This window comes from Desulfosporosinus shakirovi (genome assembly GCF_020595055.1).
Classification (GTDB): Bacteria; Bacillota; Desulfitobacteriia; order Desulfitobacteriales; family Desulfitobacteriaceae; genus Desulfosporosinus; species Desulfosporosinus shakirovi.
Window position 1 is genome coordinate 199,072 of the sequence record NZ_JAJDOO010000003.1, and the last position, 15,688, is coordinate 214,759.

Below are 15,688 nucleotides of genomic sequence, written 5' to 3' on the forward strand. Positions count from 1 at the left end.
GTAATTTCAACCTCTCTTCTTAGGCCCCGGTTCCGAATGAGCATAGAGGATAACGGCATACAGTACAATTTAAACATAGTCCTCCCAGACCTAATCTGGCTACCATGGGCTTCGTAATTCTCTCTCCTGCCAGAACCGAAGGAAGCAAAAGATCAAAAATTGTTGTTGCATGGTACATTACACAACCGGGTAATCCGAGAATAGGTATATCCTTCATATATGCAACCATGATCATTGCGCCTGGTAAAACAGGTGCCCCATAGGTGATAATTTCAGCTCCAGCCTCTCTAACTGCCCGTGGAGTTACATCATCCGGATCAACGGACATTCCCCCTGTCGTCAGAATTAATTCAACACCCTGCTCGACGAGTGAATTCACCGCTCCAGAGATTTGCCCGGCATCGTCAGGGACAATAATATGATTGAGCACATTACAGCCATAATCTTCGATCTTCTTCTTAACAACCGGTCCGAATTTATCCGTAATTCGACCCTTAAAAACCTCGTTACCTGTCGTTATAATACCTGCAGTCAATTTCTTAAAAGGCTTCACCTGCACAATGGGCTGGGCAGCACAGACCGTTTCTAGGGTTTGGAGCTTATAGTCATCAATTACCAGCGGAACTACTCGAACTCCAGCTAAGATATCCCCTGCATTAACCGGCCGTCTATTGCTGCGGGTGGCAATAACGATTTCATCAATCATATTCAACTGTATCAGCAGATTTTCGTCTACCGTAAACAACCCTTGATAATCGGCAATCAGGCTGACTTTTCCTTCTGTTGGTTCACTAAGTCTGATCCCTGGGCCTACAATTGCTTGGGCAATTCTAATTGCTGCCTGGTTTTCATGTACTTTTCCCTCATCTATTTTCCAAATATAAATATTTTCTTTCCCTAACTTTAATAGTTCCGGAATATCTTCTTCCACAATTACGTGCCCTTTGGTAAAGGCTCGTCCTTTAAATTCATTCGGAACAATCTTAGTGATATCGTGACATAATACAGTCCCGACTGCATCTTCAACCCTGATACTGTGCATAACAGCACTTCCTTTCTCAAGCCTTTTAATTAAATGAATTAATAGGTGCTTTCTTAGCTGCTCTAGGGATATATGGGATTCTCTACCCCCCTATTTCATTCATGTTGCGCAGAATCGGAACATAGCCATCGCCTTGGATACAGTGCCTGAAGGGCTTGGCTTTAATACCGTCATATAAAAATTGTTCAAGATCTTCGCCATAATTTTGAATATCCAGTTCGACATTGGAATGCAGACAAGGTTTGAGTTTGCCATCTGGTGTAATCCTGATCCGGTTACAGTAATTACAGAAATGACTGCTTAGGGGACTTATAATTCCGACCTTGCCTTTACTGTTTGGCAGCTTATAGAGTCGTGCAACACTTCCGTGTCCTTTGAAAGGCAGGGGAATTAAACGAGGGACCCTTTTCAATATCTCTGTGCTTGCTAAGAACTTTTCTTGATCCCAGATACTCGCTTCCCCTAATGGCATAAGTTCTATAAAACGAACTTCGATATCATCATCCATGGTCATGCCTACAAATTCTTCAATCTCATTATCGTTAACCCCACCTATGAGTACCACGTTGAGCTTAAGAGGCCATAGCTTTGCTTCCTTTGCAGCTTGAATACCTGCAAACACATGGGAAACATTGCCCCCCCTTGTGATCTTTGCATATTTCCTGGAATCCAAACTGTCAATGCTGATATTGACTCGAGTTAAACCCGCCATTTTTAGTTGGTCGGCGCAGTCTTTCAATAAAATCCCATTTGTAGTCAGACCCAAATCCTTTAACCCTTGATTTTTAAGCTGTGCAATATTTCTAATGACTTCAATGATTCCATTTCTGACAAGGGGCTCTCCACCTGTAAGCCTAATTTTTCTGATACCCAGCTTGACGGCACTTCTGGCAATCTCCTCAATTGTTTCCAAGCGAAGGATTTCCTTCCGTCCTTTCTTGGCTATTCCCTTTTCAGGCATGCAATAGGTACATTTTAAATTACATAAATCAGTCACAGATAAACGCAGGTAATTTATATCTCTGCCGAAACTATCTATCATATTTCCAACTCCTCGTAAGCCAGCATTCCGTGAATCTTTAACGAGTCTATTTGTTGCGGCAACTATTTATCTCTATCGCATAGCGGCATGGGGATAAGCATAAAAAATCCTGCATTTTTAAAAAATGCAGGAAAAGACGTAGGGGTCGGTTTTGTCACCCAAACCTTCTTTTGCTTGCATCTCCTTCGCCAAACAGCAAGTAATAAAATTTCTTCTACTACTCTGTGGACTTTTTGCCCAGACCTTATCTCCATAGTGTTAACTTTAGGATCAAAGGTTCGGAGAAGCTAATCTAAACTATTTAAAGTCTGTCATGAAACTTTTGTTAATCTTTGCTAATACTATTCTCCTTTCTTTATGAAGGAAGTTCTATATCCCTTACTATTGCAAAAATGGTGCCACATTGGAGGTTCAAAGGAATTTTCATCCCGAGCATTGCCTTTAGTGCTTTTGTCCACATTCTGTCTCAAATGACTTAACTTCTGATTGTGTCATTTTGCGAAATAATTGTCTTTTTAGAACTAGAATTACAGGAATCGGCCTATAAACCATCAAGAAAACTTGGCTGACGCCAAGTCATAGACCCTTCAATACTAACTTTGGCTTGGTTCACATTGAACTACTCGACAAGGTATCCCATTGTATGTCCATGTCCCAATTAATTTATCTGATTTCTCAAAATCCCCATTCGTTAGAATGTTAGCATTGGAAATCCAAAGTCCACCCAATGAAGGTTCACTGGCCTCCATTTCAGGATACCACCAACCATATTCCACACTCACAACTTCAGGACACATATTTGCGTATTTTATGGTAAACAAAGCCCTCCCTTGTTCCGTCTCAACCCATACTTCACGTCCCTCCTGAAGACCAAACCGCTCTGCTGTTTTAGGATTGATTTTAGCCAAGGGCTGAGGATGAAGTTTTCGCAATCGCTCAAACTGACGAAAGCTGGAGGCGTTGTAAGGCTGTGTCCTCGAACCCGTAATTAACTGCAGTGGATAGTTTGCATCCGGAGATAATGGTAGTACAGGTTCCGGCAGGGGTTCAGACCCTAACTCCAGTAGGATCTCACTATATAACTCAACCTTTCCGCTGATAGTTGCGAACCCTGCTGGTTTTCCCCCTGAAACATCTGTAATCTCATGCTTTTGATAGGTATTGGGGGTTGCATATAGTCCTTCACTACAAAACTCTTCCCAACTCATATTCGCAGGGGCCAGACATTTTCTTAAGTTGTCTTGCATGGTTTCTTCTACCCAATAGTCACTTTGTCCGAGCCTTTTCCCCAGCTCTCTCCAGAAAAAAAAGTCAGGTTTTCTTTCAAAATAGGGTTGAAGAGCCTGCTCTCCTCCGTAAGCCAGGTTAGCCGTTCCGGCTTTAGTCTCAAACAAAGGCCGTTCGAAAGCACCTGCACTGGGAAGTACATAGTCAGAAAGCATAGCGGTGGGTGTGTTAAACAATTCTAAGGTTATGAGCAGGTCAAGACTTTTTAGGGCTTGATAGATCAACTGGGTGTCTGCCTGAGTAAGCAAAGGATTAGTCGCCGATACGATCAACGACCTAATGGGATAGGGTTCCCCGGATAGCATCGCTTTCCACACTAAGTTTGGGTGAGCAGAAGTGAGGTAGCGCATGGGCATGCGCTTGCCATGACGCATTGTAAGTTCCCGCACTCGTTCATAACCAGGATAGGATTGAAGCAATATCTGATCCTTTCCTAATTGTTTTTCTAGGGATAGGTCTGGAAAGCTATCACTTAACTCTTGATCAATTTCAGGGACAAAATCAGGCATTTCGGCTAAATGAGATGCTCCGAGAACATCAATATTTCCCGTTATTGCCCGCATAATAGCTAAAGCACGGTGAACCGCAATGCTATTTGATCCGAGTTGATCTATTCCTCGCCCACTGTACAAAGATGCCGGTGGGCTTTTACTATATAAGCGTGCCGCCTTAATGATATCATCTGCTTTAATCCCGGTAATACCCTCAACATAAAGGGGGTTGAAGCGCAGGACATGTTTCTTCAGCTGTTCAAATCCATGGCACCACTTTTCTACAAATTCATGGTCATACAGCCCTTCCGTAATAATTACATGCAGTAGACCCAGCGCTAAAAATCCGTCTGTCCCTGGTTTTATCTGCAACCAAAGCGTAGCCCCTTCAGCCGTCTTGGTACAGCACGGGTCAACGACTATTAAAGGTTTCCCTGTGCGACTAAACTCTAACACGGTTCTCCAAAACAGAGAATTATCCGATTCTTTCGGGTTTGTTGCCCAAACCATAGCACATTGAGTATGACTGGGATCAATTTCATTTTCAATGGTCCATCCATAGGTCAAGGTATTGATCCAAGTTGCCGGATTCCAACAGATTTGTCCAATTCCCATGTTGTTTGGGCTTCCAAAAAGATTCATGAATCGATGAAGGGGCCAGTAAGAAGTATTTGGACCTCCGATTGCTGTAGAAAGCATTTCCGGTCCGTATTGTTCCTTCAAACTTTGCAATTTCTCAGCGATCTCATCTAAAGCTTGATCCCAACTAATTTCCTGCCATTGGCCACTGCCCCGTTCCCCAACTCTTTTACGAGGATAATTTATTCGCCCTGGATGCTCTAAATATTCCTGGGCAAGACGCCAGCGTTGACATCCCTTCAAAACACTGTCATCACAGGGAAATCTAGTGTTGTCGGGAGTAATATCAATTAATCGCCCATCACTTACCGTAGCTGTATGTCCGCACAAATACCCACAGAAACGACAATTTGTTCTTACCTGTTTTTCTTCTTTCATTACTTACTATTCCAGGCTTTTAAGAAAGCTTCGTGACCCAGAGGTAGTCTGGAGCGATATTTTTGCTCACCAGGCAGCCATGTTCTGTCTTGACCACTGTAAACTACCAATAAACGCATGATAAGTCCTCCGAGGATAACAAGTAAGGCACCGAGTCCTTTCATTAGATCACCGGGGATTAAGACTAACACCAAGGGCAGAAAGGTTCCTAATAAGAGGAAACCACCCTTGAAAGGCATAGCGTAGTTTCCGCTGATCCATCTTTCAGCAGCAATCGTTTCACGTTTAGTCGATCCGGAATGTTTGATCCAGACATATCCTATCCAAAGAATCAACTGCAATGCCAGCAGTCCCGCTACGAAAAATGGTAATCCCCTCAAAACAGCCGATGAAGATGCATCAACAATACCCCAACTTGAAACTATTGAAGAAATTGCGCCATAAACGTACTGACTAATCATGTGGGCAGCCCCCCCGGTAACCAGCGAAGAGATCAGGAATAATCCCATGATTCCTGTGCCCGTCCAGAAGGGACGGGATTTATGCCGCGCAAGCAGGACACCTGGGTAAGTGGCTACAATCATACCAAAAATTACATTGGTTACAGCAAAAAACTCACGAACTGGGATCGAGTTACTCCAGGGAAGGGCTCCTATCCCGAAAGAAGTATAGATAAAGCCCGATCCTATGGCAAACAACATATTCCAAGCACCGAAGGTCAAAATAGCCTTGGGGTTCATAAACACCCGCCAAGATTGAAAAGGACGGCCAAGTTCCAGTACCAATAAGCATGCTCCCAGCCCAACAAAACAAGGACCCAGTAAATTTCCCAGAACCGAGGTCATTCCAACTCCTAAAAACAAATCACTAAGTCCAGCTATTACAAGCATCCCACCGCCCATTCCTGCGAAAAAGAAATCGACGGCCAGCATCCAACCCCACGTCTCATGTTTTTGTGCCATCAAATCATCCCTCCAATCCATAGATGTAGAAAACGTAAGGTTCAGTCCCAAGATCATCCAGCAAGCGGACCGCATGCTCCCCGTTTACTAGTTTAAAGACTTCACTGGTTTCATCATCTAGGTCACCGAAAATACGAGCCTTTTGATGACAACTCTGGACACAACGAGGGATACTTCCTTTATCAACTCGATCAAAACAAAAATCGCACTTTTGGACAGTTCCTTTTTCATGGTTAGAAACACGTGCACCGTAAGGGCAAACCATGACACAAGTCTTACATCCCACACACTTGGACTCTTCTATCCAAACAATCCCATCTTCCCGTCTCTGGGATGCGCCGGTTGGGCAGGAATTCACACAAGGGGTTTGTTCACAATGCATGCATAAAAGAGGAATATGAGCCATGTGCAAATTAGGATATACCCCGGTAGGACCAACTGTCGTTACAGGATTATAGATCATATCGACAGGAAGATTATTATGAACTCTACAGGCAACTGTACAGGAGTGGCAGCCAATACAACTACGTGTATCTATCACCATTGCATAACGCGCCATGTTAGTTCCCCCCCTTTTCATCAGTTGCCGTAACTTTATAAATTTTACATAACAAGCCTCTGTTAGCCCAAGTTCCGCTCATCGGGTCGCAGTCCTCGTCTCTAGTACTAGTCAAAACATTAGTATTGGATTCTAAGCACCCACCCAAATCCGGTTCAACGACTTCTCTTTCGGGGAACCACCAACCGCGCTGAGTTATAATGACCCTTGGAGCGACGGCTTGGGTTAAGTCAGCTTTTTGTTTCATACGACCACGCTGGGTTTCAATCCAAACCCAGTCATCTTCTTTAATAGAATACTCTGCTGCGGTCACGGGATTTATTTGGAAATAGGGTTCATGTCTTAAGTAACGCAGGTCTTTGATCTGGAATTGTTCCGAATGGTGGAAGGGCATAAACCCATTACCCGTCGATAAAACCAGCGGATATTCTTTTGCCAATTCCGGATGATCTATCTCATTTTCTACGGGACCAACGTATTCCGGTAAGGGAGAATACCCCAGGTCTTTCAAGACGCTGGAATAAAGTTCAATTTTTCCTGAAGGTGTAGCAAAACCTTGCCTTTGAGATTTGTTGTATTCCCTTTCAGGAAAGTGGAAACGGTAAAATTCAACAAACTCGTCATAGGTGTCGAGACCATACCCACATGGTTCTAATTTGTAATGGTAAGCATCTTCGACAGTTTCCCAAGGCCACATTTCTTTTTGCCCTAATTGTATTCCCAGATCTTTCCAGAAGTTATAATCATTGCGTCTTTCATACATAGGCTGTATGGCGCGTTGGGAAGCAAGAATAAAGTCAGCACACCCATAGACAGTGGTCATGGTCGGGCGTTCAAGAGCACCGGCTATCGGCAGAACATAATCGGAAAGAGCCGCTGTGGGGGTCATCCAGTAATCACAGGTTACCATGAATTCTACCTTTCTTAAGGCCTCTAAAACCACTTTGCTGTTTCCATAGGAGTTAACGGGGTTGGTAGCTGAGACCAGCAATGCCCTCACCGAATAAGGCTTGCCCGTAAGAATTGCATTAAAGACTGAGGGGGGGTGAGCTTCACACATCCATTCTGCGGTAGGTGCTTTGCCCCAAACTTTCCTTGTATTTTCCGCAATTTTGCTATATCCCGGCCAGGTCATAAGTTTAAAGCGATCTGAGCCGATCTGCTTTGCTTTTTGTTCGTCGGTCAGATATTCATTGCATTCCATCTCTTCTTCCGTAATAGAATCTAAACTGGGACCTGACAAGAGATCTGATCCGATTCTATCCAGGTTACCGGTGACTGCTCTTAATAAGGCACGTGCATGAATGGCTCCTCCGGCTGTTCTACCCTGCTGATCCAGCGTAGTCCCCCATTGGATATTGCCTGGTTTGTTTGTGGCGTAGATGGTAGCAACTTCTCTGATTTGTTCTTCAGTAAGCCAAGTAAGTGGAGCAGCCCATTCCGGAGAGAAGTCTGCCACATGGGTAGCCAGTTCTTCGTAGCCTACGCAATTCTCTGCAATAAAGGCATCATCGGCTAAACCTTCATAGATAATAACATGCAACATTGCTAAAGCCAGAGCACAGTCTGAACCGGGACGAAGAGGCAGCCACAAATCTGCTTTTGCCGCTGTTTCGGTATAACGCGGATCTATCACAACTATTTTCAGCCCTTTTCTCTGTAACTCTGTAAGATGGTGCATTGCCGGCATGCCTGAAGCTCCGGGATTCTGTCCCCATAAAATTATGACGCGACTGTTACCCATGTCCAAGTCAAAGGGACTCCAACCACAAATTGCCGTTTCTATCATGAAGGTTGGCATCCAGCAGAGATGAGCGTTGTGAAATCCATTTGGACTGCCGAAAAGATTCATAAACCTACGACGAGCCCAGTCATCCGTACGTGCCGTACCACCGGCTGTGGCCACAGCTTCAGCCCCGGATTCATCTTTGATTTGGGTGAGTTTAGCCGCAATTTCACTAAGAGCTTGATCCCAGGAAATCGTTTCCCATTTTCCTTCGCCCTTTTTACCAACCCGTTTTTGTGGATAATTGATCCGGGCAGGATGATCAATGTGTTTTAAGGCAATATTTCCTCGACAGCACAATCCACCTGCATTCGTCGGAAATTCGGGATCACCTTCGATGGCTATTACTTTGCCATCTTTCACGTAAGCTAAAACGCCGCAGTTCTCGTGACAGAAGTAGCAACATGATTTTTTTATTTCTATGCCTTCTTGTTCCAAATCAACGTTTCTGTTCATCTAAACCCTCCAAAAAAATAGAATTTTTATAAATGTCTTTTCAAAATTAGGGCAAAATCTAAAAATATTTATTCCTCGCAGTCTAACGGATTCAGCTGATATGAACAGAAGGGGACGAAACTGCCGTCAGGTTTAGATACCACCATGCTGCATTCTTTAAGGCGCTTTAGATCCATGGTCATTGCATCCATGAAATTCATGATGATTATGGAAAGCCCTCTCTGGGACTCAGGAAACATTTTGTCCGCAATATCAGTAAAGACTGATCCTTGTGGACTGTCTGGATCGAAGTGGCTGCTGAAGTCTTCAGGTGTTATCCGGCGTGTGATCGGTTCATAGATACCTTCCTTTTCGAGTAGATAGGTACCACTATCGCATAAGGGATGTGCGCAACCCAGCGGCCACAAGTCATATGGTTGAATTAGTCCCTTGCTCTGTTTGGCCAGCATGAAAATTACGTCTCCCATTGATAGACGACGTCCCGCCGTGACCTCAAAACGCCCTGAAACAAAGGCAGGTTGAAGAGCAATTCCGGCAACCACATCATTATTCTCTAAAGCAAACTCCAGGACATCGCCCAAGCGATGATGATTAATTCCATAAATTACAGTCATGGCCAAGACAACTTGTATTCCGGCCTTTCGACAATTATCCAGGGCTTTCAGTTTTGACTTTAGTAGGTCTTTACCGCGAGTTTTTTCATATATAGCGTCTTCCAAGCCGTCAAATTGTAGATATATTCCACTTGCACCTGCATTCGCTAATTCTATTAAATATTCAAGGTCATTAGCAATGACGATCCCGTTGCTATTAATTTCAATTGCCTGGAATCCTACTTTTCTACCCGATCTTACAATTTCCGCTAAATCTCTTCGTGTACTTGGTTCTCCTCCCGTCAACTGAATGCTGGTTAACGGACTGGTCTTCTCCATAATCTTTGTATATTGTTTTTCAAGATCTTCAAGATTTGGATTGATTGCCTGTCTGACAGTGGTATCAGCTGACATGAAACAAACAGGGCATTTCATATTACAACTATCGGTAACTTCAATTTCAACTAAAGTAGCGTGCCGAAGGTGGCTTGAGCACAGACCACAATCCTGAGGGCATCCTTTTTTTGAAGGCTGTTGGGATTTTAATGGATTAAAAGGGAAGCGGAAGGATTTCATCCAATGATAGTGTTTAGCATCCGGCCAAATACAGACAGAAAAGGGTCCATGTTCAGAACATTCTTTTTGAAGATAAACAAGGTTATCTTTAATAACAATCTTAGCATCTATAGTTTGCAGACAGGTAGGGCAAACACTTTGTGTATATTCATTGGCTGTAATAGCGTTTAATATTTGCATTATTTACTTACTACCTCCTTTCTTCATCGAATGAACTTATAATCACATACTATTGCAAAAACGATGCCAAGCTGGATATTCAAAGGAATTTCAATCCGCCCATTGCCATTAAGCGCTTTCCACGACATGGGTCTTCATACCAAACTTACCGATTGTGTCATTTTGCGAAATAATTGTCTTTTTAGAACTGAATAATGCCTTTCATTCTTTCCTCAATTTTGGCTGATCTTTATGTTAGCCTTCATATTCATCCATGAATTGTAGATATTTTCATTAAATGCATTTATGTCACGTATGTAAGGGGTATTAAAGCAGCAAGCTGGTGCTTCTTTATGGGAATTTTTTAATAGCCCTCGCTCAAGGTCCTTTGGATTTAGACTAGCGCAATAAGGCTTGGGTATAAATAATTCAGGATGGACCAGAAAGGCTGCAGCTACTACATCCCAGTTATAGAATCCATCAATATTGAAAGCAGCCATCATATCTTTAAACCAGCACATGCATTTGTTCTTAATATAATAGGCAAACGGGTTATTACTATTCTCTAGTCTCGCATTTAGATCCGTTTCAGGAAAGAAAGCATCAAGACAATTGTTTCCGGTTAAAATCGAAATGTTATTACCCTCTTTTAATATCCACTCAGTAGCAGTAGGATCACATGAAAAATTAAGTTCATCCATAATTTTTCCATTAATACTTAGTTTTTCAGTTATTCCACCCATCATAACAATCTCAGATATCTTAGCGAAGAGATTATGATCCTTAATATAGGCAGAATAAATATTTGTTAATGATCCTGTAGCAAGAATCGAAATATCTCCTGGAAATGAATTAACGGTTTCAACAATGAAATTAACGGCATCACTTTCTCTATTGTACCTGTTCGGACATCCCTTGAGTACTCGAATGTCTTCTCTACCTATCTCTTGAAGCATGGTAGTCGTATTTGAGAACACCGTCTCAACATCACTATTTCCATACGTAGTCGTTATCCCGCAAATCTCTATTGTATCTTGGCCTAATAGATACAACAAAGCTAACCCGTCATCCACGTCACACCCTTTAACCCCCATCGTATTATCGCAGTCAAAGATAATTTTTCTTGTCATGTCAACTTTCTCCTCTTTTTACAATTAGTAGTTTAGTAATGATATAAATTCCTCGGGTTCAAATTCTGATAGGGGATTTTAAAACATTTCCATGGATTCTGATAACTTTTTAAGCGAATCAATAATATTTAAGTGTCGAAGTCATATATATACTTCATAAAGATATGCAAAAATCATGCCAGGCCGAGAATCGGCGTAAATCTCTCGCTATTGCCCAATTCTGCTGTTTCTCTTCCGTCTTACGTACTCTAAATAGTTTCGTTTTGGGTTCATTCTTTCATTTCGAGACAATTGTCCGGCAATGATTCAAAAACAGAATCATAACACGATTCTGTCCTAAAACTTAGGAATGTCATTTTCACACCCCCACTTTTGCTACTATAACAAGAAAACAAAAGCGTTCTTACTCCACTTTGACAGTGAAATGAGAACGCTTTTTGATTGCAGTAACCACTTTGGTTTTTGGGGACTGATTTTTCAGGACGGCCCCTAGGGATGGTATTAAAATTCCCCATTACGATCCATTCACAATATTTACAGGCTTTTGCCCATTTATGACACGCCTTACATTGTTCCAAACTCCCTGATGCATTTTACGAAAGGCACCTTCTGTCGTACCACCAATATGTGGTGAAAAGATCACCCTGCCTTTTGCTTCAGGCTGTAGCGTAAGCAATGGATTTTCTAACGTAACCGGTTCAGGCGTTAAGGTATCAAGACCTGCCCCTGCTATTTTCCCTTGGATCAATGATTCTTTCAAAGCCTCCTGATCAACAAGTTCACCTCTTGATGTATTGATCAGCAATGCTGATTGTTTCATTCTATTTAGGAAATCCTTGTTCACCATCTCTTTCGTCTCATCCGTAACTGGAACATGAAGACTGATAATATCACATTTGCTGATTAATTCTTCCAGAGGCATATACTCAACATTATATTCCTGTTCCATTTCTTGGGAATCCCTTCTTCTGCTATAGTAGCTCACTTTTGTCCCAAATGAAATCAACCTTTTTGCAGTTTCTTTGGCAATGGCTCCAAAACCTATAAGTCCCACATGACAATCCCCCAGCTCCGTGATCCCTTCAAGTATCTGGCTTTCTTTGGCCTCGATCTGCTTACCGGTTCGCACCATATGGTCTCCCCAGATCAATTTGCGTTGTAATCCCAACATGAGCATAATGGTTTGTTCTGCCACTGCACCAGAGTTTACGCCGGGATTATTACAGACATAAATCCCGTTTCTTTTTGCTGCTTCGATGTCAATTCTGTTAAAACCTACACCTTCTGAATGAATCAATTTCAGATTCGGCATATTTGGAATTAAATATCCGCTAATCTCTTTTATGGCATCTGCAAAGATAAAATCGGCATTTTTAGCACACTCAAGAACTTCCGCATCGCTGGTAGATTGACTCAAATAAATTAGTTCCAGGTTTTCAGGTATATCACAATATTGTTTATATTTTTCTATCCTATTTGGGTCTACAAAAATAATTATTTTCAAGATTATCCCTTCCTCATCTTTATTTATTACCAATATCCCTAAGCTCATAGGATCGCTTTTTATACTTTTCACCACAACTTTGCAGACATTAGACATCTATCGTGATTTTTCCTGCTAATTCGTAAAAAACAACCATTTCTTTAGAATGTAATACTCTTAAAAAACTGCCGAAAAACATGATTTAATGAAGGATGCTTCCAGATACATTTCAATCTTCTCAAAGGTATCTCCATTGACTAAGGCCCGCCCAGGCTTTGTATATTCCGTCCAGGCCATGGCACACCAGGAAACAGCTCGTAAGGTATTGAAAAACTTGAAACTCTCCACCCGATCTCTAAGGGTTTCAATCTGGGGACAAAGGGGGATTTTCTTAACATAACTCCTTAAGAATTGCTCCTCTTGCTCTCTGCTCAAGACGCAATTACGCTTCCACAAGGTTGTTGTCCTGATCAGAAACATACTTAGGTCTTGGGCTGGTTCACCATAGATTGGTTTTTCCCAGTCGATAAGGTGGCAACTCTGTAACTCCTTATTCACGATGAAATTATGAGAATTGACCTCTGTATTGATGACAGCACGCCAAGGTTCTTTCTGAAAGTAGATCTCTTCTTTCTTTTTTTCTTCAGCATGTAATAAAACCTCTTCAAGCAGCTTCTTAACCTGTGGATTGGCTTGTGGACAGTCAAAATAGTGGGTTAATAAATCTTTAGCTTCTTGGTTAATTGCAGAGAAGGGGCCCTCCACTTTAACTAAATAATCAAGCTCGGCAGGGAGAAACGGCAGACTGTGAATTCTGGAGAAGGTAAGCGCAGCTTGAGTCAGATCTGTGCGGTAATTCAAGGGTTCTCCCGGAAGATACTCCATCACGAGGAGTCCATAGGGAATATCATTCTGGCTATCATCAAGGAAGTAGGGTTTCGGGGTTACTCCAGAATGCTTTAGCAATTCTAAGGTTTGATACTCATAGTTGATTTGGTTGGAAAGGTTCATTTGACTCGCTGTATTAATTCTAAATACATAGTTTTTTTCTGAGGTTTCAAGGAGATAATTAAGATTGTACTCTCCTTGAGCTAAGTACTTAACCTTCACTATACCCTGCAGATTCATAGAATCCTTAAACCCTTGACTACTTACATACTCCTCTACATGTTGGCGGAGTTGTTCATTAAGCACTCAATCTACTCTCCTTTCCATACCACCTGCATCTAAGCAAATCAGGCTTGATTTTTTAGACCATTAAAAGAAACAAGGGTCCAATCAATATCCAAGCCTACTTGGTTGCCAATTTCTAAGTCAAAGTAGTTGCTTCCCCTAGCGATGAAAATCAAATTACCTACCGCAACTTTTATGATGCTTTGCCCCCCAACATATTTCTTTTCTGTAATCACTCCCATAGGTCTGTCATTTTCCGGTCTTACAACCTTTATATGTTCACTCCGTACACAAGCTTCGACTCGACCGCCTCTTTTCAGTGCCGGAACGCGAAATCGGTACCCCTCCGTCTGGAACACTCCATCCTTCAATAATCCCGGGATAAAGTTGCATTGTCCAAATAAGCTGGCAACCTCGCGGGAAACCGGTTTATTGTAAATATTGATGGGTTTATCCATCTGAAGGAGTTTCCCATAATACAGCACAGCGATCCGATCTGCCATCATCATCGCTTCATCTCGATCATGGGTCACGAGAATCGTCGTCATTTTGAAGTCTTTATGGAGTTTGAGAATTAAATCTCGTAGATCATCTCTCAGTTTTGGGTCAAGATTGGATAAGGGTTCGTCGAGAAGAAGAACTTTAGGTTCCAGAGCGAGGACACGGGCCAAGGCAACACGTTGCTGCTGCCCACCGGATAACTGAGAAGGATACCTTTTTTCCAGATCAGGCAGCTGCATAAGGTCTAACAACTCCCGGGTTTTATCCATTCTTTTCTTTCTGGGAGACCTTTGCATTCTCATGCCGAAAGCTATATTTTCTGCAACGGTGAGATGAGGAAACAGTAAGTTTTCCTGAAAGACCATAACAACATCCCGTTTTTCAGCCTTAGTCTTAGTCACGTCAAGCCCGTCAATCCAGATGCTTCCTTGATCCGGCTGAATGAGTCCAGAGATCAGTCTTAACATCGTCGTTTTACCACAGCCGGAATGTCCCACAAGAGCCATGAGTTCCCCAGCTTCGATTTCCATCGAGATTTTTTCGATGGCAGGCTTTCCTTGATAGGTCTTGGTCAGGTCATTTAACCTAATCTTTGCCATAAGCTCTCTCCTATTTCTCCACTTACAGGTAGTAAACGTTTGTTTTTTCTTCGGAGTCAGTGATAACTCGTTCTATAATAAGCATTAGGATTAGAGAGGACAGGATAAAAATCAAGCTTAAACCGGAAGCCATCACTCGATCACCCGAGTTGACAAAAGGAAATAGCAAAATGGGTAGGGTCATGATTTTCCCTCCCCCAATAAGATAGGTGAGAAAATACTGACTAAAAGAAACGTTGAACATAAGGACTCCTGCAGAAATCATGCCGGGATACAAAAACGGGAGGGATGTAAACCAAAATCTTTGCCACCCGTTCGCCTTGAGGATCTTGGCCTGATCTTCCCATTTCGTTCCTAAAGCTTTATAAATACTGGCAAAAATCCTAATGCCGTAGGGCAGCACAAGCGGCAGATGCACTAAAATGACTCCGAGGAGAGTGTCTGCCAGCCCATAGCGTATAAAAGCAATCTGAATTCCCATCCCAACAGCGATGGTTGGAATAATCGTCGGTGCAAGTACTAATAGTTCGATAAGTCTTTTTCCCGGAAAAATGTATAAGCCCAGGGCTTTCCCTGCCGGAATACTGAGTATCATGCCAAATCCAGTGACAACCAGGGAAATGAGAATACTCATTCCCAAGCTTGAGAGCATCCTGCTCTGTTGAGAAAACAGATATCTCCATCCTCTTAAGCCGAATTCGTTGGGCAGCAGGGCGTTTGATGCCCAACCTTGACTAAAAGACCAAATAATTAAGACGAGAAAAGGAAGGATCAGGACTAAGAGAATTGAGACTAAGACTATGTGGCCCAGTGCCTTTGATCTATCCATTTT

General features: G+C 42.4%; 12 protein-coding genes and 1 riboswitch. All 12 genes read right to left on the reverse strand.

Annotated elements, in window-relative coordinates; all coding sequences use genetic code 11:
- Positions 1-19: 19 nt before the first annotated feature.
- Positions 20-1,042 (reverse strand): molybdopterin-binding protein, encoded by a 1,023-nt coding sequence (locus LJE72_RS04475; protein WP_229246423.1) that lies wholly within the window; start codon positions 1,040-1,042, stop codon positions 20-22.
- Positions 1,043-1,124: 82 nt separating this feature from the next.
- Positions 1,125-2,084 carry a GTP 3',8-cyclase MoaA gene (moaA, locus tag LJE72_RS04480; protein WP_229246424.1) on the reverse strand — a complete coding sequence of 320 codons (960 nt, stop codon included), beginning with the start codon at positions 2,082-2,084 and terminating at the stop codon, positions 1,125-1,127.
- Between the two features lie 164 nt (positions 2,085-2,248).
- Positions 2,249-2,380, reverse strand: a riboswitch (molybdenum cofactor riboswitch).
- Between the two features lie 297 nt (positions 2,381-2,677).
- Positions 2,678-4,879, reverse strand: coding sequence for a molybdopterin-containing oxidoreductase family protein (locus tag LJE72_RS04485; RefSeq protein ID WP_229246425.1), 2,202 nt, complete (start codon positions 4,877-4,879; stop codon positions 2,678-2,680).
- Positions 4,879-5,841 carry an NrfD/PsrC family molybdoenzyme membrane anchor subunit gene (nrfD, locus tag LJE72_RS04490; RefSeq protein ID WP_229246426.1) on the reverse strand — a complete coding sequence of 321 codons (963 nt, stop codon included), beginning with the start codon at positions 5,839-5,841 and terminating at the stop codon, positions 4,879-4,881. The genes LJE72_RS04485 and nrfD overlap by 1 nt, the downstream gene beginning before the upstream one ends.
- 4 nt (positions 5,842-5,845) lie before the next feature.
- Positions 5,846-6,400 (reverse strand): 4Fe-4S dicluster domain-containing protein, encoded by a 555-nt coding sequence (locus LJE72_RS04495; RefSeq protein ID WP_229246427.1) that lies wholly within the window; start codon positions 6,398-6,400, stop codon positions 5,846-5,848.
- A gap of 1 nt (position 6,401) precedes the next feature.
- Positions 6,402-8,642: a molybdopterin-containing oxidoreductase family protein gene (locus tag LJE72_RS04500; RefSeq protein WP_229246428.1), complete on the reverse strand. Its 2,241-nt coding sequence runs from the start codon at positions 8,640-8,642 to the stop codon at positions 6,402-6,404.
- Between the two features lie 68 nt (positions 8,643-8,710).
- Positions 8,711-9,991 (reverse strand): radical SAM protein, encoded by a 1,281-nt coding sequence (locus tag LJE72_RS04505; RefSeq protein WP_229246429.1) that lies wholly within the window; start codon positions 9,989-9,991, stop codon positions 8,711-8,713.
- Between the two features lie 212 nt (positions 9,992-10,203).
- Complete coding sequence (locus tag LJE72_RS04510) at positions 10,204-11,100, reverse strand: nucleoside hydrolase (protein WP_229246430.1); 897 nt, start codon at positions 11,098-11,100, stop codon at positions 10,204-10,206.
- 514 nt (positions 11,101-11,614) lie between these two features.
- Positions 11,615-12,604 (reverse strand): 2-hydroxyacid dehydrogenase, encoded by a 990-nt coding sequence (locus tag LJE72_RS04515; protein ID WP_229246431.1) that lies wholly within the window; start codon positions 12,602-12,604, stop codon positions 11,615-11,617.
- A 156-nt stretch (positions 12,605-12,760) separates the two neighbouring features.
- Positions 12,761-13,777 carry an aminoglycoside phosphotransferase family protein gene (locus LJE72_RS04520; RefSeq protein WP_229246432.1) on the reverse strand — a complete coding sequence of 339 codons (1,017 nt, stop codon included), beginning with the start codon at positions 13,775-13,777 and terminating at the stop codon, positions 12,761-12,763.
- Between the two features lie 41 nt (positions 13,778-13,818).
- Positions 13,819-14,856: an ABC transporter ATP-binding protein gene (locus tag LJE72_RS04525; RefSeq protein ID WP_229246433.1), complete on the reverse strand. Its 1,038-nt coding sequence runs from the start codon at positions 14,854-14,856 to the stop codon at positions 13,819-13,821.
- Positions 14,857-14,878: 22 nt separating this feature from the next.
- Positions 14,879-15,685: an ABC transporter permease gene (locus tag LJE72_RS04530; protein ID WP_229246434.1), complete on the reverse strand. Its 807-nt coding sequence runs from the start codon at positions 15,683-15,685 to the stop codon at positions 14,879-14,881.
- Positions 15,686-15,688: the final 3 nt, after the last annotated feature.

Bases quoted from the DNA above. Each gene is read 5' to 3' on its own strand.
- LJE72_RS04475 (WP_229246423.1), bottom strand. From the start codon at position 1,042: ATGCACAGTATCAGGGTTGAAGATGCAGTCGGGACTGTATTATGTCAC.
- moaA (WP_229246424.1), bottom strand. From the start codon at position 2,084: ATGATAGATAGTTTCGGCAGAGATATAAATTACCTGCGTTTATCTGTG.
- LJE72_RS04485 (WP_229246425.1), bottom strand. From the start codon at position 4,879: ATGAAAGAAGAAAAACAGGTAAGAACAAATTGTCGTTTCTGTGGGTAT.
- nrfD (WP_229246426.1), bottom strand. From the start codon at position 5,841: ATGGCACAAAAACATGAGACGTGGGGTTGGATGCTGGCCGTCGATTTC.
- LJE72_RS04495 (WP_229246427.1), bottom strand. From the start codon at position 6,400: ATGGCGCGTTATGCAATGGTGATAGATACACGTAGTTGTATTGGCTGC.
- LJE72_RS04500 (WP_229246428.1), bottom strand. From the start codon at position 8,642: ATGAACAGAAACGTTGATTTGGAACAAGAAGGCATAGAAATAAAAAAA.
- LJE72_RS04505 (WP_229246429.1), bottom strand. From the start codon at position 9,991: ATGCAAATATTAAACGCTATTACAGCCAATGAATATACACAAAGTGTT.
- LJE72_RS04510 (WP_229246430.1), bottom strand. From the start codon at position 11,100: ATGACAAGAAAAATTATCTTTGACTGCGATAATACGATGGGGGTTAAA.
- LJE72_RS04525 (WP_229246433.1), bottom strand. From the start codon at position 14,856: ATGGCAAAGATTAGGTTAAATGACCTGACCAAGACCTATCAAGGAAAG.
- LJE72_RS04530 (WP_229246434.1), bottom strand. From the start codon at position 15,685: ATGGATAGATCAAAGGCACTGGGCCACATAGTCTTAGTCTCAATTCTC.